This is a genomic window from Alicyclobacillus acidiphilus NBRC 100859 (assembly GCF_001544355.1).
GTDB classification, from domain to species: Bacteria; Bacillota; Bacilli; order Alicyclobacillales; family Alicyclobacillaceae; genus Alicyclobacillus; species Alicyclobacillus acidiphilus.
Window position 1 is genome coordinate 33,572 of the sequence record NZ_BCQI01000019.1, and the last position, 24,334, is coordinate 57,905.

General features: G+C 54.9%; 30 protein-coding genes. 12 read left to right on the plus strand and 18 right to left on the minus strand.

Features of this window, described 5'->3' with window-relative positions:
• Positions 1 to 68 precede the first annotated feature (68 nt).
• The 7 genes from AAC01S_RS09380 (at position 69) to AAC01S_RS09410 (ending at position 5,106) form a co-directional block, all read left to right on the plus strand.
• A complete protein-coding gene (locus AAC01S_RS09380) occupies positions 69 to 746 on the plus strand; it encodes a sensor histidine kinase (protein ID WP_067621435.1) in 678 nt (225 codons plus the stop codon).
• A 6-nt stretch (positions 747 to 752) separates the two neighbouring features.
• Positions 753 to 2,213: an HD domain-containing phosphohydrolase gene (locus AAC01S_RS09385; RefSeq protein ID WP_067621436.1), complete on the plus strand. Its 1,461-nt coding sequence runs from the start codon at positions 753 to 755 to the stop codon at positions 2,211 to 2,213.
• Positions 2,214 to 2,765: 552 nt separating this feature from the next.
• Complete coding sequence (locus AAC01S_RS09390; RefSeq protein WP_370670820.1) at positions 2,766 to 2,975, plus strand: spore coat protein; 210 nt, start codon at positions 2,766 to 2,768, stop codon at positions 2,973 to 2,975.
• Between the two features lie 27 nt (positions 2,976 to 3,002).
• A complete protein-coding gene (locus AAC01S_RS09395; protein WP_245630149.1) occupies positions 3,003 to 3,401 on the plus strand; it encodes a spore coat protein in 399 nt (132 codons plus the stop codon).
• Positions 3,402 to 3,414: 13 nt separating this feature from the next.
• A complete protein-coding gene (locus AAC01S_RS09400; protein ID WP_067621437.1) occupies positions 3,415 to 4,551 on the plus strand; it encodes a zinc-dependent alcohol dehydrogenase in 1,137 nt (378 codons plus the stop codon).
• Between the two features lie 31 nt (positions 4,552 to 4,582).
• Positions 4,583 to 4,816 carry a hypothetical protein gene (locus AAC01S_RS09405; RefSeq protein WP_067621438.1) on the plus strand — a complete coding sequence of 78 codons (234 nt, stop codon included), beginning with the start codon at positions 4,583 to 4,585 and terminating at the stop codon, positions 4,814 to 4,816.
• Complete coding sequence (locus AAC01S_RS09410) at positions 4,813 to 5,106, plus strand: spore coat protein (RefSeq protein WP_067621439.1); 294 nt, start codon at positions 4,813 to 4,815, stop codon at positions 5,104 to 5,106. Before AAC01S_RS09405 ends, AAC01S_RS09410 begins: the two co-directional genes overlap by 4 nt.
• A 27-nt stretch (positions 5,107 to 5,133) precedes the next feature.
• Here AAC01S_RS09410 and AAC01S_RS09415 read toward each other — a convergent pair whose 3' ends face one another.
• The 4 genes from AAC01S_RS09415 to ribF all read right to left on the minus strand — a co-directional run bounded on the left by AAC01S_RS09415 (position 5,134) and on the right by ribF (position 7,692).
• Positions 5,134 to 5,478 carry an ArsR/SmtB family transcription factor gene (locus AAC01S_RS09415; RefSeq protein ID WP_067621440.1) on the minus strand — a complete coding sequence of 115 codons (345 nt, stop codon included), beginning with the start codon at positions 5,476 to 5,478 and terminating at the stop codon, positions 5,134 to 5,136.
• 1 nt (position 5,479) lies between these two features.
• A complete protein-coding gene (locus tag AAC01S_RS09420) occupies positions 5,480 to 5,824 on the minus strand; it encodes an SRPBCC family protein (RefSeq protein ID WP_245630150.1) in 345 nt (114 codons plus the stop codon).
• 501 nt (positions 5,825 to 6,325) lie between these two features.
• Complete coding sequence (locus AAC01S_RS09425) at positions 6,326 to 6,604, minus strand: hypothetical protein (protein ID WP_067621441.1); 279 nt, start codon at positions 6,602 to 6,604, stop codon at positions 6,326 to 6,328.
• 140 nt (positions 6,605 to 6,744) lie between these two features.
• Positions 6,745 to 7,692, minus strand: a complete 948-nt coding sequence (gene ribF, locus AAC01S_RS09430) for a riboflavin biosynthesis protein RibF (RefSeq protein WP_067621442.1) — start codon at positions 7,690 to 7,692, stop codon at positions 6,745 to 6,747.
• Positions 7,693 to 7,914: 222 nt separating this feature from the next.
• On the opposite strand from ribF, the gene AAC01S_RS09435 reads away from it, so the two are divergent.
• On the plus strand, positions 7,915 to 8,643 hold the full coding sequence (locus AAC01S_RS09435; RefSeq protein ID WP_067621443.1) for a VIT1/CCC1 transporter family protein: 729 nt from the start codon (positions 7,915 to 7,917) through the stop codon (positions 8,641 to 8,643).
• 99 nt (positions 8,644 to 8,742) lie between these two features.
• On the opposite strand, the gene AAC01S_RS09440 is transcribed toward AAC01S_RS09435, so the two are convergent.
• On the minus strand, positions 8,743 to 9,120 hold the full coding sequence (locus tag AAC01S_RS09440; protein WP_083511661.1) for a hypothetical protein: 378 nt from the start codon (positions 9,118 to 9,120) through the stop codon (positions 8,743 to 8,745).
• Between the two features lie 51 nt (positions 9,121 to 9,171).
• On the minus strand, positions 9,172 to 9,294 hold the full coding sequence (locus tag AAC01S_RS20085) for a hypothetical protein (protein ID WP_281178123.1): 123 nt from the start codon (positions 9,292 to 9,294) through the stop codon (positions 9,172 to 9,174).
• Positions 9,295 to 9,448: 154 nt separating this feature from the next.
• Between AAC01S_RS20085 and AAC01S_RS09445 the strand changes: the two genes are divergently transcribed.
• On the plus strand, positions 9,449 to 9,844 hold the full coding sequence (locus tag AAC01S_RS09445) for a polysaccharide deacetylase family protein (protein ID WP_067621445.1): 396 nt from the start codon (positions 9,449 to 9,451) through the stop codon (positions 9,842 to 9,844).
• A 19-nt stretch (positions 9,845 to 9,863) separates the two neighbouring features.
• Here the strand turns inward: AAC01S_RS09445 and AAC01S_RS09450 are convergent, their stop codons facing one another.
• The 7 genes from AAC01S_RS09450 to AAC01S_RS09480 all read right to left on the minus strand — a co-directional run bounded on the left by AAC01S_RS09450 (position 9,864) and on the right by AAC01S_RS09480 (position 17,027).
• Complete coding sequence (locus tag AAC01S_RS09450) at positions 9,864 to 10,400, minus strand: hypothetical protein (RefSeq protein ID WP_067621446.1); 537 nt, start codon at positions 10,398 to 10,400, stop codon at positions 9,864 to 9,866.
• 166 nt (positions 10,401 to 10,566) lie between these two features.
• Entirely contained in the window at positions 10,567 to 11,289 is a 723-nt protein-coding gene (locus tag AAC01S_RS09455; RefSeq protein ID WP_067621447.1) for a response regulator, read from the minus strand.
• Complete coding sequence (locus tag AAC01S_RS09460) at positions 11,276 to 12,562, minus strand: sensor histidine kinase (protein ID WP_245630151.1); 1,287 nt, start codon at positions 12,560 to 12,562, stop codon at positions 11,276 to 11,278. The genes AAC01S_RS09455 and AAC01S_RS09460 overlap by 14 nt, the downstream gene beginning before the upstream one ends.
• A 48-nt stretch (positions 12,563 to 12,610) precedes the next feature.
• Complete coding sequence (locus AAC01S_RS09465) at positions 12,611 to 13,099, minus strand: His/Gly/Thr/Pro-type tRNA ligase C-terminal domain-containing protein (RefSeq protein WP_157071114.1); 489 nt, start codon at positions 13,097 to 13,099, stop codon at positions 12,611 to 12,613.
• Between the two features lie 287 nt (positions 13,100 to 13,386).
• On the minus strand, positions 13,387 to 15,027 hold the full coding sequence (locus tag AAC01S_RS09470) for an MFS transporter (RefSeq protein ID WP_067621450.1): 1,641 nt from the start codon (positions 15,025 to 15,027) through the stop codon (positions 13,387 to 13,389).
• A 1-nt stretch (position 15,028) separates the two neighbouring features.
• Positions 15,029 to 15,577, minus strand: coding sequence for a PadR family transcriptional regulator (locus AAC01S_RS09475; protein WP_067621451.1), 549 nt, complete (start codon positions 15,575 to 15,577; stop codon positions 15,029 to 15,031).
• Positions 15,578 to 15,737: 160 nt separating this feature from the next.
• A complete protein-coding gene (locus AAC01S_RS09480) occupies positions 15,738 to 17,027 on the minus strand; it encodes an Nramp family divalent metal transporter (protein WP_067621452.1) in 1,290 nt (429 codons plus the stop codon).
• An 888-nt stretch (positions 17,028 to 17,915) separates the two neighbouring features.
• Here AAC01S_RS09480 and gnd point away from each other — a divergent pair.
• Positions 17,916 to 19,328 (plus strand): NADP-dependent phosphogluconate dehydrogenase, encoded by a 1,413-nt coding sequence (gnd, locus tag AAC01S_RS09485; protein ID WP_067621453.1) that lies wholly within the window; start codon positions 17,916 to 17,918, stop codon positions 19,326 to 19,328.
• Positions 19,329 to 19,398: 70 nt separating this feature from the next.
• Here the strand turns inward: gnd and AAC01S_RS09490 are convergent, their stop codons facing one another.
• Together AAC01S_RS09490 and AAC01S_RS09495 are read right to left on the minus strand one after the other, a co-directional pair.
• A complete protein-coding gene (locus AAC01S_RS09490) occupies positions 19,399 to 19,716 on the minus strand; it encodes an AzlD domain-containing protein (protein WP_067621454.1) in 318 nt (105 codons plus the stop codon).
• Entirely contained in the window at positions 19,713 to 20,429 is a 717-nt protein-coding gene (locus AAC01S_RS09495; RefSeq protein ID WP_067621455.1) for an AzlC family ABC transporter permease, read from the minus strand. The genes AAC01S_RS09490 and AAC01S_RS09495 overlap by 4 nt, the downstream gene beginning before the upstream one ends.
• A gap of 89 nt (positions 20,430 to 20,518) precedes the next feature.
• Here AAC01S_RS09495 and AAC01S_RS09500 point away from each other — a divergent pair, with 89 nt between their 5' ends.
• A complete protein-coding gene (locus AAC01S_RS09500; protein WP_067621456.1) occupies positions 20,519 to 21,106 on the plus strand; it encodes a thioredoxin family protein in 588 nt (195 codons plus the stop codon).
• An 8-nt stretch (positions 21,107 to 21,114) separates the two neighbouring features.
• On the opposite strand, the gene AAC01S_RS09505 is transcribed toward AAC01S_RS09500, so the two are convergent.
• From AAC01S_RS09505 to AAC01S_RS09515, 3 genes are all read right to left on the minus strand, one after another.
• A complete protein-coding gene (locus AAC01S_RS09505) occupies positions 21,115 to 21,672 on the minus strand; it encodes an NUDIX domain-containing protein (RefSeq protein ID WP_067621457.1) in 558 nt (185 codons plus the stop codon).
• Positions 21,673 to 21,747: 75 nt separating this feature from the next.
• Entirely contained in the window at positions 21,748 to 22,233 is a 486-nt protein-coding gene (locus AAC01S_RS09510) for a hypothetical protein (protein WP_067621458.1), read from the minus strand.
• An 80-nt stretch (positions 22,234 to 22,313) separates the two neighbouring features.
• Positions 22,314 to 23,150 (minus strand): TIM barrel protein, encoded by an 837-nt coding sequence (locus tag AAC01S_RS09515; protein WP_067621459.1) that lies wholly within the window; start codon positions 23,148 to 23,150, stop codon positions 22,314 to 22,316.
• Positions 23,151 to 23,349: 199 nt separating this feature from the next.
• Here AAC01S_RS09515 and AAC01S_RS09520 point away from each other — a divergent pair, with 199 nt between their 5' ends.
• Positions 23,350 to 24,276 carry an NAD-dependent epimerase/dehydratase family protein gene (locus AAC01S_RS09520; RefSeq protein ID WP_067621460.1) on the plus strand — a complete coding sequence of 309 codons (927 nt, stop codon included), beginning with the start codon at positions 23,350 to 23,352 and terminating at the stop codon, positions 24,274 to 24,276.
• The last annotated feature ends 58 nt before the right edge of the window (positions 24,277 to 24,334 follow it).

Below are 24,334 nucleotides of genomic sequence, written 5' to 3' on the forward strand. Positions count from 1 at the left end.
ATATGGAGGAAGGAGCTCATTCCTTCCTCCATTGTCTTGATATTGAAGCCGATAGGGGTAAAACGTATATGACACATACGAAACCAGTTTTGCCTGCCTTCGACGAGGTGGACCACGGTATTCGGATTCTCGAAGAAGAGCGCAGAAGGATTGCCCGTGATCTGCATGATGGGCCCGCTCAGACGTTGACCAATATCAGTATGAAACTCGAAGTCTTGAAAATGATGATCGATTCTGATGTGGAAATGGCAAAGAATCAAGTCGATCAACTCCATAAGAAAGTCGGTTCCGTGATTCGTGAAATTCGCCATTTGATTTACGATCTTCGTCCAATCGCGGTGGATGAAGTCGGCTTGTTTGAGGCGACGAAAGCCTTATGCACGCAGCTTCAGCAAAACTGGAATGTGCCCATCGAAATACACGTGCCGGACTCGGTTGAATCCAAGTCGATTGCGCCTGCCAGGCAAGTCGCTTTGTATCGGTTGATTCAAGAGATCCTGAACAACATGAAGAAACACGCGCAGGCAAAGACTATTACGTTGACCGTTTCGCAAGAGAACGATGAACTGCGAATTACGATTTGCGACGACGGTGTTGGCTTTGATCCGAATCACATTCCTGCTGGTCACTACGGACTTCTCGGCATGAAGGAACGGGCTTTGTATCTCGGCGGAACATTGGAGATTGATTCTGTCATTGGAGAAGGCAGCACGTTTGTGATTCGTGTCCCCGTGCGCAAAGGGTGACGGATAATGAACTGGGATGAAACGTTTGGCGTTGCCAAGAGCATACTGTCCAAGGGACTTTTTCATATGGCAAACAGCATGTTTCTGCAATTGGAGAGTCAGATAGCTGAACATTCTGACGAAAATGCGGTTGGCGAATTGTACGACGAGATCGGGAAAATCTATCTTCTGAGATTTCCGGATTACAAGAAATCCATTCAATACTTCACAAAGGCCATTGAATATGCAAGCGATGAGGACTCCAGAGCGAAATACACCATTCATCTGAGTGTCGCATATTTGAAAATGTCAGAATTTGACACATGTTATCGGTATTTGACAGGCTTGGTGGAAGATTTGAGCGGCATGTCCGACCAGACCAAAGGGATGCTGTTTGCCAATTTGTCCGCGATTCAAGGGATCAATGGATTTTATGATCAAGCCATCGTCAGCACAGAACGCAGTGAGCAATTCTTCTCGAATACCCAAACGCCGTTGCCCGAGTCCATCCTATCGAACAACCGAGGGTTGGCTTATCTTGAACTCGGAATGTACGATGAGGCGGAATGTCACCTAAAAAGAGCTATGGAGCTTGGTGGACGGGACTTTATGGAGCCATTGTCGGAGTTGGGGCGGCTTTGTCTGCTTCAGAATCGATTGGGAGAAAGTGTGCAGTACGCCGAACGTGCGCTTGACGTCATTTGGTCGTCCATCATCAGCTACAACAAGGAGGAAGTCGCCCGCCTGTGCAACTTGTTTGCAAATATTGCGATTCGAATGAGACAAGTCGATTTAGCCATGAGCCTCGGCGAAAAAGCGCAGGTCCTCTTTGGGCAATTGGGCATGTGGAGACAGTGGCAAAACCTTGAGTCTCAATTGGAACACTGGGCGGAAGAGCAGCCCCATCCCTCCACGTTAGGTGACGATCACGCAATTTCACTGGGGCGAATTCGACATTTCTTACAATGCTTAGAAGCGTTGAACTTGCAGGAATTAAGTGGCTCGGAAGTCTCAAATCTATTGGACGTCCGCAGTTACTATGTTCAGCGCTTTGGAATTGAACTGGAGTTGCCTGAACAGGACGTCCACAATTTGATATTGGCCTCTCGGTTTGCGGATTATGGACTTACGGCGCTGGAGAGCGAAGTCGTCATGGATCCCATGCGCTCGGAAGTCGCCTTTGAACAATACAAGCTGCATCCATCACTTGGGGTCAAGATGGTAAAAGCACTCAATCTGTCCGATCCCATTGCCGCAATTATCGCGGATCACCACGAAAACTACGACGGCTCTGGATATCCGGTGGGGAAAAGCGGGGCCCAAATCAACCATCTCTCGCGCGTGTTTCGCGTGGTAGATCGATATGCCAACGGGATCGTCATGGAGGATATGTCCCATTTTGAACTGATGGATGATATCGTTTCAAAGCGCGGGACAACTTTCGATCCGGAGATAGTGGACGCTTTCGTAACCATGCACAGGGTATAAGTGCCGTTTGGTGGCTACCTCCCCTTGAAACATTCCACCTGACCTGCAAAGCATAGTCGGAGCGAACCGGCCCGAGGCCGGTTCGTGCATTTTGTGGCGCCGTGGGGATGGGGATGGGGATGGGGATGGCCTGAATAAGCGTCTCTCAGCGGCTTATTCGCAGAAATCCGCCGGATCGGCAGGATTTAAGCGGTCCAGGGCCGCTTATTCGTGTCGAATCGGCGGGATCGGGTCGGTTTTCCGCAGCTTAAGCGTCCCACGGCAGCTTATTTCGCGGCATTTGCCCGGATTCAGGCACTTAAGCGGCCCAGGGCCGCTTATTCGTGCAGCCCTCGGTCCAGCGCCCGGTCCAGCCCTCGGTCCAGCGCCCGGTCCAGCGCCCGGTCCAGCGCCCGGTCCAGCGCCCGGTCCAGCGCCCGGTCCAGCGCCCGGTCCAGCGCCCCGCCCTGAACCTCGGTTCAAGTGGAACAAATTACCTGGCGTTCGCGGGCTGTGTATTTGTTACCTGCATTGGAGACCGTAAGGTCAGTGCATTGGGAGGGGGTGAGGTGATTGCAACAGCCTATTCGATTGGGTTCGCATGAAATGATGGAACTTCACGAGCTTCTCAACTTCAAGACGATTTGTGCGGCGAAAGCGAAAGCCATTGATGGATTGGTCACGGATGAACAACTTAAGGCGCTGGTGCAACAAGACCTGCAACAATCTCTGAAAGCGTTGGATGAGTTGCAAACGCTCTTGGGGCGTGCACAAGTTCAGTAACAAGTTCAGTAATCGGAGGGATATGGAATGACAGATCCGGGCACAAACGCCAATCCGAATATGGGAAAACCGCTGGATATAGCGGACTTTACCGACCTGATTGGGTTTGCCAACGCTTCTGCGGCGCTGGAGTTTTTGATCACAGTGAAAAGTGGGATTCGCAACGCTGCGATGTCTCTCACGGAGTGCGCCACCCCCGAAGTCCGCGCCGTGGTTCGAAACCAGCTGTTTCAGGCCTTGGACATGCATGAGAAATTGTCGCAACTGATGATTGATAAAGGGTGGCTGCACCCGTACAACCCGGGAGAACAAATTCAGATGGACGCCAAATCCGCGCAAAAGACCGCTGAGATCGCAAAATTGCCGTTGTTTAAAGACAGAACCAAAGTGCTCGAGACATTCGACACACCACAGAGACCTCACTAAGGAGAGAGTGATCATGAAGGCGGTCACCTATCAAGGGATGAAGAATGTCGTGGTCAAAGAGGTGCCAGATCCAAAGATCGAAAAACCAGACGACATGATTGTCAAAATCTCGAGTACCGCCATTTGCGGCTCTGACTTGCATCTCATCCATGGAATGATTCCCAATTTGCCGACAGACTATGTGATTGGTCATGAGCCGATGGGTATCGTGGAAGAAGTTGGACCGCAAGTCACCAAGCTGAAAAAGGGCGATCGGGTGATCATCCCCTTTAATGTGGCGTGCGGCGAGTGCTTTTACTGTACGCACCAATTGGAGAGTCAGTGTGAGCGAGCGAATCCGTATGAAGATACGGGTGGTTTTTTCGGGTACTCGCACACCACCGGAGGGTATGCAGGCGGTCAAGCTCAATATATGCGCGTACCGTTTGCCAATTTCACGTCCTTTAAAATTCCAGACAATTGCGAGGTCGAGGATGAAAAACTCGCCTTAATCGCAGACGCGATGAGCACCGCGTATTGGACTGCCGACAACGCTGGCATCAAGAACGGCGATACGGTGGTCGTCCTTGGATGCGGCCCGGTTGGCTTGTTGACGCAGAAATTTGCTTGGATGAAAGGCGCGAAACGGGTGATCGCGGTCGATTATCTGGAGTATCGGCTGGAGCACGCCAAACGCACCAACCACGTGGAAATCGTCAACTTCGAGAACCAGCAGGATACCGGCGTGTATCTGAACGAGTTGACGCAAGGCGGTGCTGACGTCGTGATCGATTGCGTGGGCATGGACGGAAAAATGACGCCGGTCGAGGTGTTGGAGTCCGCGTTGAAACTTCAGGGCGGAACGTTGGGCCCAATCGAAATCGCGGTCGAAGCTGTCCGAAGAGGTGGGACGATTCAGATCACAGGTGTGTACGGATCGCGATATAACGGCTTTCCGCTTGGGCACATCATGAATCGAAATATCAATATCCGTTCGGGACAGGCCCCGGTAATTCACTACATGCCCTACATGTACGAACTCGTGTCACAGGGAAAGGTCGACCCTGGCGACGTGATCACCCACGTGTTGCCGCTCGATCAGGCCAAACAAGGATATGAACTGTTCGATTCGCGATCAGACGGCTGCATTAAGGTGATTCTGAAGCCGTAATCACCGTGAACTTGTTCAAAGGGGGAGCAAGATGGAGCAAAAGGCGTTCGCAATCCATGAGACGATGGAAGTTCACGAGCTTCTGGCCATGAAGAACGTATGTGTGACCAAATCTTTGACGATGCAGGTGCTTGTGAGCGATCCACCCTTGTTAAGCTTGCTCAAGACGTGTGTCGCGACGGATCGGCGGCACATTCAGGAGCTGCGAGATCTGATGTCCGATGCGCGCATCATGACGAACCACCAAGGAGCGACCCGGCCATGAACCCAATTCTCGAGACGTTGACTGGGACCGCGGCGATGACAGACCAAGTCGTGGCGTCCGATTTGTTGATCACAAGCAAGTCATGCGTGTGGAGTTATGCCGCGGCGCTCACGGAAACCGCTTCGGCGGACGTCCGGGCCGTACTTCGCAAACAATTGGAAGACGCCATTCACGTTCACGAACAAGTCTTTCAGTACATGATGGAACGTGGGTGGTATCACGCCTACAATCCGGAGGAACAGATCCGACTCGACCTGCAAAACGCCGAGACGGCGCTCAACCTCCAGTAAGGGTGTATGTGGAGTGGAGTCGGATATTCAAATGTTGTCATCCGACTCCACAATCGCCTTCAAATGAGACAGGTGGTTGTCCCAATACCGATTGAAGAAAGAGAGCCACTGTTGAAGTTCGTTCAGGGGATCAGGTGTCAATATGTACCGGGTCTCTCGGCCAATTTTGCGAGCGCACACCAGCCTGGCATCAGCCAATACTTGCAGGTGCTTGTTGATTGCCGTCCTGCTGATGGGGAAACGCTTTGCGATTGCGGCTATCGACATTTCGCGCTCCGCTTGGGCGAGTAATGTGAGCAACTGGCGGCGTGTGGGATCGGCAATCGCTTGAAACACATCGCGCTGGAACTTGTTGTTGACCAAATTGCCCATCTTAGCCATCGAATCGGGAAGGTAGCTTTTCCTTGACGATGTTCTCCCATCCGCTGTCCATGATGTCGCGAACCATCGGATGAGGCTGACCAAACTCCGTCACTTTCTCGGGGTCCCAGCCGGAATGAATCAGAGTGAACTCCGTTTTGTCTTCCAAGCGCTTCAATTCAAACGACAGATGCCAGTCCTTCCCCCAGTCAAATCCTACGCGGTGAGGCGGATCCAATTCGGTCACTTTACATGGCGAATCTCCATAGGGACCTGCATGAAGAACGAATTCGTGTCCCAAAATCGGTTCGAACGTGTTTGGCATCCACCATGAAGCGATTCCGTCGGCTGTGGACACAGCTTCCTACACCTTCTCGATTGGCGCGTTGAGTACAATGGTTTTGCGGATTTCCGGAAGTGCTTCCCGAGCGCCCATGGTTATACCTCCAAAGATTTATAACACCATTTGGTATCGAATGAACATCGCAATCATAACACCAAAAGGTGTTATGTCAAGGTCCATCTTTGATTTTCCTGTTGTGAGGCTAGAAAGAAGACGAATGATCGTTGCAAGAGAGGAGATAAACGCAGTCTTGAACGACGGGCGACAGCATGAGCCATCGCCCGTCCAACTTCAGATTAGTAACCGGATGTTCCGTAAGGAACGAGAAGAATGAAGAGGACGAAGATGATCAAAAAGACCACCGCCCAACGGGTGTATGCACCAAATGCTCCGTCATACATGTTTTTCACCCCCTGGTTGACAAGCATATTCGAGAATATGTCAAGCTGAGGTGTCTTGGTAATGATGTTCACCCGATTTAGGGAGCCGTTTCATGGCCGATCACGAAGCTGAAGGTTAGAAAAACGTATTCTCAGGCTGCGTCCGATTCGGTGGGAGCGGAATGGACGGAACAATCCCCAGCTCCGGTTGACGAAAATTTGGTTGTGGGAGCTGGGGTGTCCGCGAGATATCGAGACGTTCATGCAGTTTCTCAACGGATGTGCTGATACTTTCTAGTTCTTCGCGGATGCCTGGCAAATCCTTGAGTTGGCGTTTCAAGGCGCGTAATTCTCGAAGCACTTGCGATTCGGAACCTGCCTTGTTTGCGGGAAGAGACTTCTGTTTTCGTATCATGTGGGTGTCGCACTCCTCATTCAGCAAGATTGGGGTATTGCACGCGGTGGAGCAGGACGAACCTTCTCCAGATTGCATTACAAAGTATGTAGCGCCCCAATCTGTTTGATAGAGGTATTTGTCCAACTGTTAGAACAACCTCAAGATTTGTGCAAACCAAATCTATCTCTTGCGAGTTGTTCGTCTACCCGCATTTGCTCGATCAACGCCTCAGTCGTCGTAAATTGGATTTCGTCCCGCGCCCGGCGCAAAAATGAAACGGATAGGTCCTTGCCGTACAAATCGCCGTCAAAGTCAATCAAATATGCCTCTACCTCGTACGATGTACCGTTTACAGTGGGCCGATAGCCAGCGCTGATCAACGTATACCAGTATGTATTGTCCGTGGCCTTCACGCTGTGAATTTCGGCGATTCCCTCGTACACCCCTGGCGCCGGCAGGACAAAATCGTCAATGCCGCCGAGATTCGCGGTTGGAAATCCCAATTTGCGCCCGAGACCTGCACCATGTACAACCTCACCCGTCAGCGTATAAGGGCGGCCAAGGAGGGCTTGGGCGGCTTCCACACGCCCGGCTTTGACGTGGCAACGAATGTCAGAACTGCTGACGACGCGTTCGTTGACGGTGACAGGTGGGACTACAGTGACTGGCACGCCGATCCGACTGCATAGTTCGACGAGTTCGTCTGTCGTAGAATGAACTCCCTTTCCGAAGTTAAAACCATCTCCGACCACCACTCGCTTCAGGTTCAATCCGGCGAGATGCTCCAAGACGAAGATTTCAGGCGACGTCTTGGCGTATTCCTCCGTAAAGTCGATCTCGTACAGTCTATCGACACCGTATTGCTCAAGCAGTCTCCGTTTTTCTCGTACCGGTGTCAGCGCGCGCTGATAATCGGGATCGCGCTGCAAAGTCCAACGAGGATGCGGCCAAAGACTGATGACGCCAAGCTGCCCGCTGCCCGCATATTGTCTGGCGGTTCGAATGACGGCTTGATGGCCGATGTGAACCCCGTCGAATTTCCCAATACACAACACGAATTCGTCGGAGCTTCGAGGTGGTGCGTACGCGACTTCGAAGATTTCCACGCTCATGTCCTCCGTTTCGTTGACGATTTCATAACCAATCTCTTCACCGATCTCTGCATAGAGCCCGCTTGGTCATTGTAATCATTCGGTGTCGATCGTTCAACGAGGCAGAGGCCTGTCTATCTTCATTCGTTAAGTGGATCTACGAATCCAGATTAGCGTTGACTAATATTTAGTCTAAATTTAATACTTGCCATGTACAAAACAGCAAGAGGTGATCATGTGGCACTCCTATCGCCATCGCAAAGGTTGGACGAACTGTTGGGCAACGACAACAATCGCGTCGCTGGATGGATCGGCGACGCGATATACGGTGTAAATGATGGCTTGGGCGCCATTTTTGGAATCATTGCGGGGGTTGCCGGATACACGTCCGACAGCCGTACGATTTTGATCTCAGGTTTATTCGGCGCGTTGGCCAGTACGCTGTCGATGGGGGCTGGCGCCTGGTTGGCCACGAAATCGGAAAACGAATTGATGGAAACGACCTTGGCGAAGACCCAGCAATCCATCGAAGCCGATAGAGACCGCGAGATCGAAACGCTGGCCTTGATTTATCAAGTGAAGGGGTTTAACGAGGAGAACGCTCGGCACATTGCGGAGACCATCGCCGAGGACGACGAAATCTTCCTGAAAACCGTCGCTCAAGAAAAACATGGTCTGCATGAGTCGATCAGGGGAAATCCGTGGTCATCTGCGGTGTCGGGATCGGTATCGACATTGATTGGCGCCATTGTGCCAATGATTCCGTTCTTTTTCACCAGCGGCACAACAGCGTTAATCTTAGCGGCTTTGATCTCGATTTTGGCGCATTTTGCGGTCGGTGCGGCAAAAAGTTTGGTTACAGTCCGTTCCTGGTGGTCCAGTGGTTTGGAAATGACCATGGCGGGGATTATCGTGGGCGTGGTGTCGTATGGATTGGGATTTCTGGGAAACATCGTGTTGAAGTAGCCAGCCAACTGGCCACGGAGCCATTTTCGACATGCAACGCGGACCGGACTGACTCTGTTCGAATCATGCTGAACAGAGTCAGTCCGACTCCTTCGCGTTTTACCAGAACCACAGTCCCCAGAGCAGGTAAATGATGAGGAACGACACTGCCCAACGGCCCCAGCCGTAGCCGGCCCAACCTCCATAACCTGCGCCGCCGTGTGGCCCATATCCCCCTACCGCGCCTGGACCATAACCGACAGCCGGGTAACCGCGGCGGCCGAATCCACCCCACCAAGCCAGGGCTACATCGAGTCGATGGCTTTCGTCGTCGGTTATCTCGGTGCTCGCGAGTTGTGCGGGGATATATTGACGCGGGGACAACACAATCGCACTATCCTTGGTGATCCGTTCAACCTTTCCGATGTGGTATCCGTATCGGGTCCGAAAGCCGACCCACTGGCCCACATAGCGTTGGCATTCCGCTCTTGTACACACATCCATCCAGCCTTTCGATGTTTGGCCCCGGCAGCGGACAACCCGTCGTGATCAATATACCGGCGTCGTCGTGCAAGTCGTTACATAGCTCGGTACGAGCAGGAAGAACAGGACGAAAATAATCAGAAACACGACTGCCCAGCGGGTGTAAGCGCCGAATGTTCCACCGTACATACAATCGCCTCCCCTCTAAGTCATTGCTGCACACTATGCTAAGAGGCACGGCTTCGAGGGCGGTGTTCGTCCGCAGTCTTTGCAAAAATTTTTTGGCCGACGATCACGTTCAGTATGGCGGCGGAAAGGTAGGGGATATTGGGACTGGAGGACGATGTCTTACGAGGCGTCAGACGATGCGATTCGACAGGTATCCGTCCGCGAGAAGGCGATCGCGCTGACGTTTGACGATGGACCAAGTCAAACGTTTACGGCGGTCGATCACGGTTACGCCATGGTGCTGTGGAGCGTGGACTCCAAGGATTGGGCGAATCCCGGCACAGCGACCATCGTCCGCAATGTTGTGAGCAACGTGCATCCTGGCGATATCGTCCTGTTTCATGACCAAGGCGGCGACAGAACGCAGACCGTGGAAGCCCTCCACCAGGTGCTCGATAGGCTCAGCAGGAAAGGATACGCGTTTGTGACCGTCAACGATCTGCTGGACATCGCGTCGACGGATGAGCGGGGGCAGCATTATCCACCCCGGATTCCGTCTGGCGTATCCTAGAGCGGGGCGGATTTGCAGTTTATCGATCGCGATGCTGAACAGCTCGTCTGGCAAGGTGGTTCTGACGAGCTTGGCGAACCGCTTCAGGGTGGCGAAGCGTCAGCATCAGTGCGCGCCCAAGCAGCAGTCCGGCGATGGAGAACAAATAGGGCAGCGAACTCGACGGCCCGTGAAACGCGGCGCCCGCTCCGAGCAGTGGCACGAGGGCGAAGCGGAGTCCGTAACGAATCGGGATCGAGACAAGCCAAAGCAGCAGGGACTTCACGGAACCGGCAACCATCCACACGCCGTTCTCTTGGTAAACACGTACGATACGGCCGCGGATCAGGCCAACCAAGAAACTGAGCGCGAGCGTGAGCATCAGTGAAACCCAACCTGCCCAAGCGATCGAAGGGTTGCTTGCGGCCTCATAGAGCGCGTAGGCGCCGAGAATGAGCGGCAGGACCAGCAGTCGTCCGCTTAACGGCCGCGGCGTGAGTTGGCGTCGAATGATCAAGATCAAAATGATTGCGCCTATGATGATATCCTTTGCAATCGGCATCGCTGCAGTCGGCATGGCGTTTCCTCCTAGATGGCTTTTTCATCTAGGAACAGCTTACACGCAAGAGGGCCCATCCGACGTCTACGCACGGATGGAAATCGACACGTGATGGGCTGGCCTGCGTATATCTTGAGATATAGACAGTGCGGCCGGAGAGGGAGCGTGATGGGGCAACTTGTCGTTATCGCACCATTCCCCTGCGAAGGGCGAACACGACAGCCTGGGTTCGATCATCCACGCCGAACTTTTGCAGAATCCGGTGCACGTGCGTCTTGACCGTCCCTTCCGAAATGGAGAGTTTCGCCGCGATTTCGTCGTTGCGCAGTCCCCAAGCCATTTCTTGCAGAACCTCAAGTTCCCGGCCAGTGAGTTCCTCGAACGGTGCGACATCTTCCGGCTGCTCGATCCGGGCGTCCTCCATCGCTTGCGTCTTTCGCAATGAAGCTGGTGCATCGGATGGGGCGGCCTTCAGGGCTTTCGACAGCGCCTCCGACGCCGCAGGTGTACGATACAACGCTTCTCCACGGCAGACAGCCCGAATACTATCCAGCAAGTCCATGGCATCCGCGTCCTTCAATAGGTAGCCGACCGCACCTGCGCGAATTCCGTCATAGACGTAGTCGACCACGTCAAACGTCGTCAGCAGCAGGATTTTCGTGTCCGGCAGCGCGGCGAGGATCTTGCTCGTCGCGGTCAGACCGTCGCCGCCAGGCATTTGGATGTCCATCAAAATCACATCCGGCTTGGTTGCCAAGGCCAGCTCGAAAGCGGCCAAGCCGTTCTCGGCTTCTCCGGAAACGCGCATATCTGGCTGCGTATCGATGATGTAGCGAAGGCCGTCGCGAATCAGCCGTTGATCGTCCACCAACATCACCTGGATAGCTGCGCCGTTACTGGCCGACATTCGATCTCACCTCTTGCGCGGATGGTCTTCTCCACGGAATCGTCGCTTCCACGAGGAAGCCGTGGGGCGACACTGGGCGACAGCAGCATTTCCCCCCGACGTCTTGGCATCTCGCCGACATGCCTCGCAGGCCAAATCCTGCCTGGGGCGGTTCGGACGGATTCGCCTTGCCATTGTCTTCGACCTGCAGTCGCACGAACAGGATCGGTCCGGCATCGGTCCCGTGCACCGATTCCACGCGATCCAGGCGGACGGTTGCGCTGGTCGCGCCGCTGTGGCGAACCATATTGGTCAACGCCTCTTGCAGCACTCGGTATAGCACCGCACCGGTTTCGAGCGGAAGGTCCCTGGTGTCATCCGATGGGCGAAACACGATGTCGATCCCGCTGTTCGCGCGCATTCCATCGACGAGCGCGGACATCGCCTGGATGCCGGAGATGGGCTCCGCATCTGCGACGTCGCGGACGGAACGACGCACTTCGTCGAGGCTCTGGCGGGCGATGGCGACCAAATCCTTGATTTGCTGCTCGGTGCCTTGGACATCGCGCTGCACGCGAAATTGCAATGCTTGCAATTGGACGACGAGCGTGGTCAAAGCGTGTCCCACGCTGTCGTGGATGTCGCGCGCGATGCGGTTTCGCTCTTCCACCACAGCCAGTTGCATGGCCTGAACCGACATGTCCTGCAAATCGGCATGGGCCGCCTGGAGTGCGCGATGGGCTTTTTCCAACTCGGCCAGATATTGAAGCTGCGCCTCGCGCGCCCGCCGCCGAATGCCGCTGTTGCGCGCGCCGACGAACACTCCGAGCAGTCCCGCCATATAGCCCGCGTACGCCACTGGGTGCGGGCCAAACGGGCGCTCGACGACCAACGGAATCACTGCGGCCGCAACGCCCATACCGCCGATCCACCACGTCCATGGCTCTTGCATCCGCCCACCGGCAATGCCGACGATGAAGTAGATCAGTGTCGCGCAAATCAACGTGTGCTGGAACGAAAACTCCCATACCACCGTGATGATGGCGATGAGACCATAGGGTATCGCGTTCCACGCTGCGGACAGTCGCCGATGTGGAATGAGCGCAATCACGCCGCAATAGATCAAGCATTCGGCCACATTCATCATTCGCGTGAGCGCCGGACCATGGGTCATCGAATCCCACAGTACAAAGACCACAGCGAGTACGATGGCCGTGCGTCGAAGCAGCTTTGCCGTATACTGTCTCTCGATCATCACGGCATCATGCCATCGGCTAACGAGTTTCGCATCCATCCGCACATGGGCGTACCACCTTTACGAGCACTGCCTTTGGCCACTATCTTACCTGTCCACCGCGTCCGGAGCCACAATTTTGCTCACACCCGTTCGCCGGCAGGTCAACTCGACGCCGCCCGCCGCAAGCGCTCGTCTGCTCACCGTTATGCGGTGAGGCATGCCGAGCAGGTCGGCATCGGAGAATTTGACCCTTGGTGTGACGTCGCGATCGTCATACAAGACTCGTTCGGCACCGAGCTGTGTGTACAGGCGTTCCGCCAACTCCGAGATCTCGGCGTCGGTTCCAATTTGGACGAGGTGATACCGATAGGGTGCCACGGACTCCGGAAAGACGATTCCCTTTTCGTCGTGATTGTCCTCGATCACGCACGCGAGTGTCCGTGTGATGCCTATTCCATAGCATCCTATCACCATGGACGTCAGCGAGCCGTTTCGATCCGCGTACGTAGCTCGCATCGGTTCTGAATACCGGGTACCAAGCTTGAAGATGTTGCCGCCGTGGACAATCGCATGTTCATTCCTCCCAAACGTCAAATAACCCCCGTCCAAAAGGACGGGGGGTGATCCCGTGGTACCACCTTCGTTGGCCGCGCGGGCCCACTTTGTTGCCGCCCCAATCTCGGCGCGGCCATCCGCTGTAACGGGCGGAATCCCGGACGGCTCGTCACCATCGGCTCAGAGGTGGGTTCCGAATGGATGCGACGTCCGATTTCTCACCAAACAATCGGCTCTCTGCGCATCGGATCCATGCGTACTTGCCTCGTCGAAGCTCCGTGAAAACTTTGATTTCCGCGTACTATACACGAGGAAGAACTTGTCTGTCAATCTCTCTGTTGTTTGCCATGCGGTTCCTGTCGATGGAACAGGTCCTTGTTGCGAATCAAAATGAGGGCCAAAATGGTGCCCGCCGTCAAGAAACAGCCGGCGATGATCAAAATGTGAACCGTCGCGTCGACAAATGAGGTCCGGGCGATGTGCTGGATGGTCGGGAAGATAGGCTGGCTGCGGTAGGATGCTGCCGCGCTGCTCAAGCCAAGGCTCCCTGCGATGGGGCCGGCCGATTGCACCCCGTGAATCATGCTCGTTTGCGCGCTTGCCGGCAATCCGGATTTTAACGCTGTGATTTGGTTGTGGACCAGCGTGTTGTATCGGTTCGACAGCATCGCGCCGAGGAAGGCGATCCCGAAGGAAATCCCCACCTGCCTGCTCACATTGCTGACGCCAGACGCCATGCCGATTTTCGAAGGGTGTACCGTGCCCATGGCCAGGGATGACAGCGGTGGGTTCGCCATGCCGTTCGCGATCCCGGCGATGATAAACGCTGGCAGAAGCACCACCCAGTCCGCCGCTTTGTCCGACGGGGAGATGCGGGTCATGAGGAAGACCGCGATCGACATCAGTCCCAACGCCGTCACCAGCAGCCACTTAGGACCGAACTTGTCAGTCAGCCTTCCCGACAACGGCGCGCCAATCAATACGAGCGCGCTCATCGGCAACGTCCGAAGGCCGGCCTGCAATGAGTCGAAACCAAGGAAATTCTGCAAGTACAGAGTCAGGTAGAAGAACAGCGAATACAGGCCTGCGCTGAGGCAAAACGCCGCGATCGCCGAGCCCGTGAAGCTTGGATTCTTGAACAGCCGCGGATCGATCATCGGATGTTTGATGTAAAGTTCCCCGGTGATGAACACCGCGAGCGCCACCGCAGCGATGACAAACAGCGTCAGGATGTAGCCGGACGTCCACCCCTTGTCGTTGGCCTGCATCAAGGCGAGCACCAGGCAGAACATGCTGATGGAGAACGTAAGCAGGCCAAAGACGTCGATGAACCTCGAAGCCCGTTCATCCTTCGATTCGTGAATGGCCCACGCCGACAAGATGATGCCGATCACGCCAATCGGCACGTTGATGTAGAAGATGGACTGCCAGTTGACCTTTTCCACGAGGAGGCCGCCGACGAGCGGACCAATGGCCGTCGCCAGGCCCGCGACGCCGCCCCAAATGCCAAATGCCGCGCCGCGTTCTCTGCCGTGGAATTCGGTGGAGATGATCGACAGCGACAGCGGCATCATCGCCGATCCGCCGATACCTTGGATCACCCGCGAGATATTCAACACGTCGATGTGCGACAGCCCCTGTACCGAAACATCGCCGGACAGGGCGCACAGCAGCGATCCTGTGCTGAAAACCCCCAAGCCGATCATAAAGATTTTCTTTCTCCCGAGGATATCCCCGAGTCTCGACGACGTCACCAGCACCACCGCCAACGCGATGGCGTAGGCGTCAATGACCCACTGCAAGTCCGAAAATTGTGCATTCAGGCTCTTCTGTATCGTCGGCAAGGCGACGTTTACAATTGTCACGTCCAGCAATGCCATAAACAACCCGAAACACACGGCCGCCAAGGCCCACCATTTGTGCGATCGCTGAGGCGCTGTCTGCGCCTGTTCCCAACTCGTGCCCATTCTACGTATCGCTCCTCGTCACAATGCGATCACGCATGCGTGTCGCCCAGTCAATGTCCATTTCCCAGATTTTTTTGGTGTGTTCCATCATGCTGATTGGATTGGTGAGATCAGAATCGATGCGCTCCGCTCGCGCCCGCAAGTCCTCGATCTCGCTCTCGATATGGTACAAGTGCGTTTGGCAGTAGTGGATGTAGTGCTCGATGAGGTATATCTGTTCATCCACGGGCAGCAAGTCAAAGAACACGTACTTGAATCCAAACAGCCTGCGATAGTCGCCAAGGTTGGATGTGGTGTCGAGCATCAGCCTGTAAAACCGCTGCCTGCCAGTTTCCGTGATGCGAAAGGCCCGATGTCGATGTCCGCCGGGATCAGAATCGTCGTCCACCGCCTCGACGAATCCGTCTCGCTCCAGTTTGTCGAACAGCGGGTAGAGCCGTCCGCTGCTGAATTTTGCGTAAGGGCCGATCATGTCGTTGATGATTTTCGAAATCCTGTAGCCATGTGTCACCGTCTGCATAAGAAAACCAAGAACAATCAGTTCGTACATCCATTCACCTCCGATCCCCGAGCATCTCACTCACATAGATATATCACATTGATATAAAATCGCAAGTTGAACACTCCGGGATGTCGGCGGATCAGGCAGGTGAAGACGGATTAGGGCTGATGAAGACTGCTGAGGAAGCGGATCGAGTTGTACATCCAAGTCAAATCGATCCGCCGAAGGTGAGGTACAAGAGGAGGATGTTCAGCGCAAGGATGATACTTGCGGCAATCGATGCGGCCCAGGTGACGATCCGGCGGTTGACGAGCACGCCCATGATGTCGCGTCGGCGCGTGAAGTAAATCAGCGCGATGACCGGCATCGGCAGGACGAGGCTGAGTACCACTTGGCTGATGACCAAGGTGCGAGTGGGATCGAGGCCCATTGCAACGACAACGACGGTTGGGAGCATGGTGATAATTCGGCGGATCCAGATCGGGATCGTGAATCCCACGAAGCCTTGCATAATCACCTGGCCAGCCATGGTGCCCACTGCGGAGCTCGATATACCGGATGCGAGCAGCGAGATGAGAAAGGCGACTGCTGCCGCAGGCCCGAGTAACGGCGTGAGCGTCTTGTAAGCGGTGGATATGTCCGCGATCCCTGTGTGCCCGGAAGCGTGAAACGCCGACGCAGCCATGAACATCATCGACAGGTTGATGAGGCCGGCGAGGCCCATGGCGATGATGACTTCTTTCGTGTTAAACCGGAAAATGCGCCGTTTCTCTTCGTCATTGCGGGCGATCACCCGATTCTGCGTGAGTCCGGAATGGAGATACACGGCGTGCGGCATGACGGTTGCCCCAATCACACCCACAGCCAACAGCACCGAATCTTCGTTTCCAATCCATGGAACGACGCTGTGGTAGGCGATTTGGCCGAACGCAGGCTTTGCCAGGATCGTCTCCAGTAAGTAGCACAGCGCAATGATCACGACAAATGCGGCAATAAACTTTTCCAGCGGCCGAAAGCCAAGGCGCTCCATCATCAAAATAAGGTACGTCACGACGCCGGTTACCAACGTGCCAATCAGCATCGGGATGTGAAAGAGCAAGTTCAGTCCCAATGTCGCCCCGAGAAATTCCGCGATATCAGTCGCCATGGCGGCGACTTCAGAAAACCCCCACATGACGTAAGATAGCCAGTTGGGGAAGTATTCCCGACACATTTCAGGCAAATTCTTTCCCGTCGCGATCCCCAATTTCGCGGACATGTTTTGAATCAACATCGCCATCAAGTCGGCCAGTACAATCACCCACAGCAGTTTGTAGCCGAATTCCGATCCACTTTGGATGTTTGTGGCGTAATTGCCGGGATCGATATATGCGATGCAAGCGACAAAGGCAGGTCCAAGGAACGGAAGAAGCGCACGCAAGCCGCGTCTTTGGTTGTCGATCGAGGCACGAGCCGCACGAACTGCCTTGCTCTCCACCTCACAAGAATGCGTACTCACTTCGAGCACCACCTTTCTGTATACGGTCGAAATACGGTCGAAGCTTGATCACGGTTCAATCTCGATTGCGGTTCCAATTAGGGTTCAGTTCCGAGCACGGTTCAATACCGATTAGAGTTCAATTCCGATCGCAAGTGAAATTTGTGTCCAAGAAACAATTTTGGTTTAGGGAAACATTTCTGAAGTCATTATAGTACTTCATTCCGAAAATGTGCACACATTTTTAGCCTAAGGAAAAATCTTTACAATAGGGAAACATTCGATCGCGCTCGATCATCGCTGTTGATCATCGCGGTTCGATCGAGTGAATGCGGTAAGTTGCCGCGACAGAATCAGGCGGTGGACACTCCGAGCGTGGTTCTGTTTGTTTCCCTTACATTGGATATCCGGAATTGATGACGCTCTTCGGCGCGATCCGCTGCCACGTGCGCTCCGATCCGGGTGGCATAAGCTTCCCTGGGCCGCTTATTCTTGTCGAATCGGCCGGCTCGGGGGCAAATAAGCGTCGCATGACCGCTTATTTGCCGAAAGTGTGGCGAGTTCGCCCCGATCCGGGCCAAATAAGCGTCCCACGGCGGCTTATTTCGGACGAATCGGCCGGGTCAGGGCAAATAAGCGTCCCAGAGCCGCCTATTTGCCGCCTATTTGCCCGCTTATTGACCGCTTGTGCATTGCCGCACGTGGGACGTGCTCCGAAATCTGTTAGATTCCTCTCCACTCTAGCCAGTTTGCGAGATTACCTTCTGATATATTTTTCGAAATAATATAATAGATATATGCTGGCGTTGCCGGCACTCTGTGGTGCGCACTCTGCAACGCGCAAACTGTGACTCACATCGCACTCTCACCCGGCACTGCGTAATCATGAGGCAAAAGGAGAGAATGGAATTGGCAAAATCGAATATTGGCGTGATCGGGCTCGCCGTCATGGGCAAGAATCTGGCGTTGAACATCGAGAGTCGGGGATTTTCGGTTTCTGTGTACAATCGATCCCGCATCCGCACGGATGAATTGGTGGAAGAGGCAGGGGAGAGGCGAATCCAGCCGACATACTCCATTGAAGAATTCTTGGCATCCCTTGAAACACCCCGCAAGATTCTGTTGATGGTGCAGGCAGGTGGGCCCACGGACGACACCATTGAACAGTTGCTGCCTCATCTGAGCGAAGGTGACATTCTGATTGATGGCGGCAATTCGTACTTCGAAGATACTCGTCGCCGCAACCAAACTCTCGAGGCGAAGGGGATCCGCTTCATCGGGACCGGTGTTTCCGGCGGGGAAGAGGGCGCGCTTAAGGGACCAGCCATCATGCCGGGCGGACAGCGGGACGCGTACGAATTGGTCGAACCGATTCTGACGGCGATTTCGGCGAAAGTCGACGGTGAGCCTTGCTGTACATATATCGGCCCTGATGGCGCTGGGCACTATGTGAAGATGGTGCACAACGGGATCGAATATGGCGATATGCAGTTGATTTGTGAGGCGTACCACTTGATGAAAGACGTCCTCGGCCTGTCGACGGAAGAGCTGCATCGCGTGTTCTCCGAGTGGAACGAGGGTGAACTCGACAGCTATCTCATCGAGATTACGGCGGACATTTTCGGCAAGCGCGATCCCGACACAGGCAAGCCCATGGTCGACGTCATTCTCGACACAGCCGGCCAGAAGGGCACTGGCAAATGGACGAGTCAAAGCGCGCTCGATCTCGGCGTTCCCCTTTCCATGATTACGGAATCCGTCTTTTCTCGCTTCCTGTCCGCGATGAAAGAGGAACGCGTCGCGGCGAGCAAGATCTTGCGCGGACCTGATGTGCCGCCGTTCGAGCAGGACAAGGAGCAGTTTATCGAAGCCGTGCGCCAAGCCTTGTACGCGAGCAAAATTTGCTCCTACGCCCAGGGTTTCGCGCAAATGCGCAAAGCTTCCGAGGAATACGGCTGGGACTTGCAACTGGGCAACATCGCCATGATCTTCCGCGGTGGGTGCATTATCCGCGCGCGTTTCCTGCAAAACATCAAAGACGCGTACGATCGCGATCCGGCCCTGAACAACCTTCTTCTCGATCCATACTTCCAAAGTGTCATCGACAAGTATCAGGTGGCATGGCGCAAGGTGATCGCGATCGCCGTCACGCACGGCGTACCCGTGCCAGCGTTCGCCAGCGCCTTGGCCTACTTCGACAGCTATCGTTCCGCGACGCTGCCGGCCAACTTGCTGCAGGCTCAGCGCGACTATTTTGGCGCTCACACGTTTAAGCGCGTCGACAAGGAAGGCGTGTTCCACTTTAACTGGATGGCACACTGAGATCGTGCGTTCCGCGGTTCGGGTGGCTGGCGGCGGCAGAGGGGGCGTTTCGTCCCTCATTGGCCGCTTCTTACATCGCTCGAACCAGCGCGATCACGACAATGCCCGCAAGCATCGTCCACAGTGGGCTGCGCGTCCACCAGGCCGTGGCGATGGCGATGGCCGTCGCGCACCAAAATGGCCAATCGACGTGGCCGTTGGTGGCCGGATGCAGCGCGATCGCCGGCGCGAGCAACGCGGCAAAGACGCCAATCGGGATGTAGCGCAACCCTTGCTGGATGCGCGGTGAAAGCGTGAGGGACCTGCCCAGCAGCAGCGGCGGCATCCGGGTCAAATAGGTGGCGACGGCTGCCAATCCAATCGCGATTGCGTAGTGAATCCCGTTCATCGTTTATACACCCCCACGCAAAACGCGGTGATGGCGCCTGCGAAGACGGCGCCGGACGTGCCAAGGAAGTGGTAGGCGGCGGTGGAGGTGGCAGCGGCGGAGATCGCGGCGACGACATGCCTGCCGCTCTTCACCTGCGATGCCAACAGCCCGAGGAACGCGCCGATGTAAGCGTAGTCCAGCCCAAACCGAGCTGGGTCGCCGATGAGGCCGCCGATCGCAAAGCCGAGCGACGAACTGAGCAGCCACGGTCCAAAGATGGCGGTGCCTGCCCCGGCGAAGTAGGCAGCTTTCACCCGAGTCGACGTCGCCTCGACCATGGTGACGCTGTAGCTCTCGTCCGTCATGCCGTGCGCGAGCCAGAGGATGTCGCGAACTCGGAGATGCTTCAGCGAGTGGCCGAGCGTCAGGCCGTACAAAATTTGGCGAGCGTTGATGAGCAAGGCCCCAAACAGGATGGTCCACACGGCTGCGCCTTGATGGAGCAGCGAGAGGATTGTAAATTGGGACGCTCCAGCGAACACGAACGCCGACATCGCGATGGTCTGAAGGAACGTGAGATGATCCGCGCTGTGGGCCAAGGCACCGTATGCGGTTCCATAGGCAAACACGCTGAGCGACAGGGGGAACGTGTCGGCGAGCGCACGTCGAAATCCTTTCGTCGCGGGCGTATCGGAGAACCTTGGAGAAGCGGGAGCGGTTGTCGAGCGCATACGCGAACCTCCTGCGTCAGTTGTCAAGCAACCGTCGTTTGGTAGATTCTTTCGTGGTGTGTACAATTTCAACAGGGAGGCTGGTGCAGATGACCGTCAATATGGCTTCATATCTAGGAAAAGGGCTGTCACCGCAGCAATTCATCGACAGCATGACGCGCAATCGGGAAGCGTTCACGGACTGGTACCGTCGATTTGATTGGCCGTCGGACGACAGCAAAGAGTTCTTTCACAATCTGGCCGAACGATCGACCGATTTGCACTGCGTCGTCATCGCAGCAGACTGGTGCGGAGACGTCGTTCGCAATGTGCCCGTCGTTTTTCGCTTGATGGAGACGGCGTCGATCCCGGCCGAAGTCCTCATCCTGGAGGAACATCTCGATCTCGTCGACAAGCACTTTCTAACGATGGGCGGCCGCTCCATTCCGATTGTTCTCTTTGTTCAAGGCGACGGAGAGATTGTCGGGCGCTGGGGACCTCGACCCAGCTATGTCCAAGAGGTCATGGTCGAATTTAAACAAAATTATCCGGACAAGTCGGCACCAGATTACGAAGACAACCTCAAACGCGCACGCGCCGAACTCATCCGGCGCTATGGCGAGGGCACAGAGTACCAGCCTCTCGTCGTCTCAGAGATTCAGACGCTGCTTGAGGGCCTTCTGACCCCATCCAAGTAAACACCCATTTATATGCGAAACAGTTGATGGCTGCCGGGGTACGGGAATTCTGTATCGTCTTCCGTCAGCCCTCGACCGTTCGCGCCTTCGGCGACGTCGATGAGCCAACGTGTCATCGCCGCCACCGGCATTTCGGCCATCTGTTCGAACGAGAAGAATCCAGCGCCGTCGACCTCAACCCCGTCGGCGATAGGTTCGCCGCTTTCATAGGTCATGTCGAATGCGACGTATAGATTGTGCTGCTGGCGGTGTTGATCGCGCAGGGCAATCACGCGGTTCAGCTTTGCCACAACGCCTGTCTCCTCGAAGACTTCACGTTCGACTGCTGTGCCAATGGTTTCGTCGGGATCGCAATAGCCCCCTGGATTCGTCCACATCCCTTTGCCAGGCTCTTGAGCACGGCGAATCAGCAGGTACTTGCCCGCGCGGCGGATCAACGCTCCCACTCCGATGCTGAATGCACCCCAATAAATAAAGTCGCATTGAGGGCACGCCGGTCGCGTGGTGTCCCCAATCACTCTGGGTTCAAGCAAATGTCCACATTGCAGGCAGTACTTGGCTTGCATCAGTCTCATCTCCAAATCGTTTGGATGCGCTCCCGACCATACCCCGTTGCCAATCGCCGTCGCCCTATGCGGCCGTCACTCCGTCGGCAGCGTCTTTTTCGATCTCCGGCGCCTCGTCGTCGCCTTGCGTTTGCTGATCCGCAGCTTCATCTCGCGTTCGGTCTGCGTATACTTGGTGATCATCGCAGGTGTGAGCTTGCCCTGTGAAGTAAACATGCTGAAATCGAACGGCGTTTTCAAATCGTCTTTGGAAACGGCCATTTCATCGGCCAATGCGTCTTTGTCGAGTACTTCCCGCTCTCGAAACGAAGGAGACAAGACGGCGAGTTCGCCGTTTGGCAGGGGCAAAATCAACTCTTCCGACTCGCTCTCTTCGAAGAGCGCTTCAAGTTCCTCAAAGATGAGCTTATTCTCTTCGTTGCGTTCCTTTGCAATTTCTTTGTTCTGGAAATAGCGGGCTACGAGTTCTTCCATTTTCAGTCGTTGCTGTTCAGCCTGTTCAGTCGCCTGTTCAGTCGCCTGTTCCTGACTTTGCACGATGTCGTGTTCTACAGTAGACATACTAGAATCTTCCTCGTAATACAAGATGGTCCTCATTGCAAACGCGTCGGGACAAGAATTAATGATACATGATGATGCCTTTAGCTGTCCAAATCATCCGATGGCAGCGCGGCGAAGAATGTTGCGCTCTCCACCATAGCAGTGCAGTCCCCTTGATCCTGGAGGCCAATTTCGAAAATAAAATCCCGCTCCACGATGTACGGCTTCAGGGCTCTCCAGTCAATTCGGCCTTGGCCCAAGGGCAGCGCGTCGTGCACAACTGTGCCAAGGCTGTCGACGACGTGGTAATACCTTGTGTACGGAAACAAAGCTCGCACGTCTTCCACGAGTCTGCGATTATCTCCCTTTAGGGACATAAACGAATGGCTGATATCATAGCAGACGGGTAGTTCCAGCGGGGCAACAATGTGTGTAAGCCAAAGAGGATTCATGTTGGAAAAGACGCCTGTCGGTGTGTTTTCCCAGAGAAACCATTCTCCCATCGTGCTCCGGACGTCCTCGATCGCGTCTCGAAGTTCGATGGACCGAGCCTCAACTTCCGCATTGTCGCCAAGGTTCAGCCTACCACTTGGGCCCCTGGAATAGTGCGGGTGGACGACGCAGTATACCTGATGTTCTTGGCAGATGTCGTGAAGCACCCGACAGGAGAATCTATAATACTCAAATACTTCCGGATCATCACTCAGGATGTCGAGATATTTTCCTTGGATCTTCATCGGATGGTGAAGGAACACCTTGATGTCGAGGCCCTGCAGTTGCTGAATGACAGCCGCGATCCGCTCGGGTTGTTCCACATCCACTTCGAATAGGTGCAATTCCATCGTCTGCGGCCGATACTGCAGTCGATCCGCAATCTGATCCGGATCGAGCGAACTCTTCAAATGTCGATATAGCAACTGTCCATGCGCATTCGTCAAATTCAGTTCCTCCTTGAAGGCGTCCTCCATAGCGGATGGATTGAGCGTCAATGGCCTAGGACCAGCTTCCATAGGTTTCAGGGCGATCTTTACAAGGCCATCCCTAGTGTACGTGGCTCTATCAATTCCTGCCAGCCATGTCGTATCATGATTTGGTAGACGATGGCGTGCTGACATTGCGCCATGTGGAGGGAATACCATGAAAATTCTTGTCACAGGCGGCGCGGGCTTCATCGGATCGAATGTCGTCGACGCGTACATCGAAGCGGGTCACGACGTCGTGGTTGTCGATTTACCCACCTGTCGGCGCGAAAACGTTCATCCCAAGGCGAAACTGTATCTCGCGGACATCCGCTCCAAGGACTTGGCCGATATCTTTGCTGAAGAACGGCCGGATGTCGTCAATCACCACGCAGCGCAGAAATCTGTGCCAAAGTCGGTCCAGGATCCGGAACTGGACGCAGATGTGAATATCCTCGGCCTCTTGAACATCCTCCAAAACAGTGTACGCGTTGGCGTCCAAAAAGTGATATTCATCTCGTCAGGCGGCGCGCTGTCAGGGGATTCTTCCATTGTACCGACACCAGAAGATATCGATCCGATCATGATTTCACCCTACGCCATCAGCAAATACGTCAGCGAAAAATACCTGTATTTTTACCACGTGACCCACGGACTCCGATATACGTCCCTGCGTTACGCGAATGTGTACGGACCTCGCCAAGTCCCTGAAGGCGAGTCGGGCGTCGTCCCGATTTTCATGGCGAATTTGTTGGACGGCCGCCCATCCACATTGCGATCCTATGCCGACATGCCGCGAGGAACGACGCGCGACTACGTCTATGTCGGCGACGTCGCACGAGCGAATGTTCTGGCGTTGGACAAGGGAGACAATCAAGCGCTCAATATCGGATCGGGCATTGAACTCTACATCGAAGATATTTACCACGCTATGGAAGACGTGGTCGGCGTACAAATCCCTCTCATACGAGCGAGTGAACGAGTGGGTGACGTGCGGCGAAGCGTTCTCGATTGCACACGCGCCAAACGCGAACTCGGCTGGGAACCAAGAACCGACTTGCGGGAAGGATTGCGAAAGACGTACGAGTACTTCCGTCAGGCCTAAGTCGTTGTAGGGAGTAGGGAGTAGGGAGTAGGGAGTAGGGAGTAGGGAGTAGGGAGTA

What these genes read in the sequence shown, in the direction of transcription:
- AAC01S_RS09490 (WP_067621454.1), bottom strand. Translation starts at nt 19,716, where the DNA reads ATGAACGGGATTCACTACGCAATCGCGATTGGATTGGCAGCCGTCGCC.
- AAC01S_RS09385 (WP_067621436.1), top strand. Translation starts at nt 753, where the DNA reads ATGAACTGGGATGAAACGTTTGGCGTTGCCAAGAGCATACTGTCCAAG.
- AAC01S_RS09475 (WP_067621451.1), bottom strand. Translation starts at nt 15,577, where the DNA reads ATGTACGAACTGATTGTTCTTGGTTTTCTTATGCAGACGGTGACACAT.
- AAC01S_RS09505 (WP_067621457.1), bottom strand. Translation starts at nt 21,672, where the DNA reads ATGCAAGCCAAGTACTGCCTGCAATGTGGACATTTGCTTGAACCCAGA.
- AAC01S_RS09400 (WP_067621437.1), top strand. Translation starts at nt 3,415, where the DNA reads ATGAAGGCGGTCACCTATCAAGGGATGAAGAATGTCGTGGTCAAAGAG.
- AAC01S_RS09510 (WP_067621458.1), bottom strand. Translation starts at nt 22,233, where the DNA reads ATGTCTACTGTAGAACACGACATCGTGCAAAGTCAGGAACAGGCGACT.
- AAC01S_RS09415 (WP_067621440.1), bottom strand. Translation starts at nt 5,478, where the DNA reads ATGGGCAATTTGGTCAACAACAAGTTCCAGCGCGATGTGTTTCAAGCG.
- AAC01S_RS09455 (WP_067621447.1), bottom strand. Translation starts at nt 11,289, where the DNA reads ATGTCGGCCAGTAACGGCGCAGCTATCCAGGTGATGTTGGTGGACGAT.
- AAC01S_RS09500 (WP_067621456.1), top strand. Translation starts at nt 20,519, where the DNA reads ATGACCGTCAATATGGCTTCATATCTAGGAAAAGGGCTGTCACCGCAG.
- AAC01S_RS09425 (WP_067621441.1), bottom strand. Translation starts at nt 6,604, where the DNA reads ATGATACGAAAACAGAAGTCTCTTCCCGCAAACAAGGCAGGTTCCGAA.
- AAC01S_RS09470 (WP_067621450.1), bottom strand. Translation starts at nt 15,027, where the DNA reads ATGGGCACGAGTTGGGAACAGGCGCAGACAGCGCCTCAGCGATCGCAC.
- AAC01S_RS09450 (WP_067621446.1), bottom strand. Translation starts at nt 10,400, where the DNA reads ATGCCGACTGCAGCGATGCCGATTGCAAAGGATATCATCATAGGCGCA.
- AAC01S_RS09410 (WP_067621439.1), top strand. Translation starts at nt 4,813, where the DNA reads ATGAACCCAATTCTCGAGACGTTGACTGGGACCGCGGCGATGACAGAC.
- AAC01S_RS09520 (WP_067621460.1), top strand. Translation starts at nt 23,350, where the DNA reads ATGAAAATTCTTGTCACAGGCGGCGCGGGCTTCATCGGATCGAATGTC.
- AAC01S_RS09380 (WP_067621435.1), top strand. Translation starts at nt 69, where the DNA reads ATGACACATACGAAACCAGTTTTGCCTGCCTTCGACGAGGTGGACCAC.
- AAC01S_RS09445 (WP_067621445.1), top strand. Translation starts at nt 9,449, where the DNA reads ATGTCTTACGAGGCGTCAGACGATGCGATTCGACAGGTATCCGTCCGC.
- AAC01S_RS09405 (WP_067621438.1), top strand. Translation starts at nt 4,583, where the DNA reads ATGGAGCAAAAGGCGTTCGCAATCCATGAGACGATGGAAGTTCACGAG.
- AAC01S_RS09495 (WP_067621455.1), bottom strand. Translation starts at nt 20,429, where the DNA reads ATGCGCTCGACAACCGCTCCCGCTTCTCCAAGGTTCTCCGATACGCCC.
- AAC01S_RS20085 (WP_281178123.1), bottom strand. Translation starts at nt 9,294, where the DNA reads ATGTACGGTGGAACATTCGGCGCTTACACCCGCTGGGCAGTCGTGTTT.
- AAC01S_RS09395 (WP_245630149.1), top strand. Translation starts at nt 3,003, where the DNA reads ATGACAGATCCGGGCACAAACGCCAATCCGAATATGGGAAAACCGCTG.
- AAC01S_RS09460 (WP_245630151.1), bottom strand. Translation starts at nt 12,562, where the DNA reads ATGGATGCGAAACTCGTTAGCCGATGGCATGATGCCGTGATGATCGAG.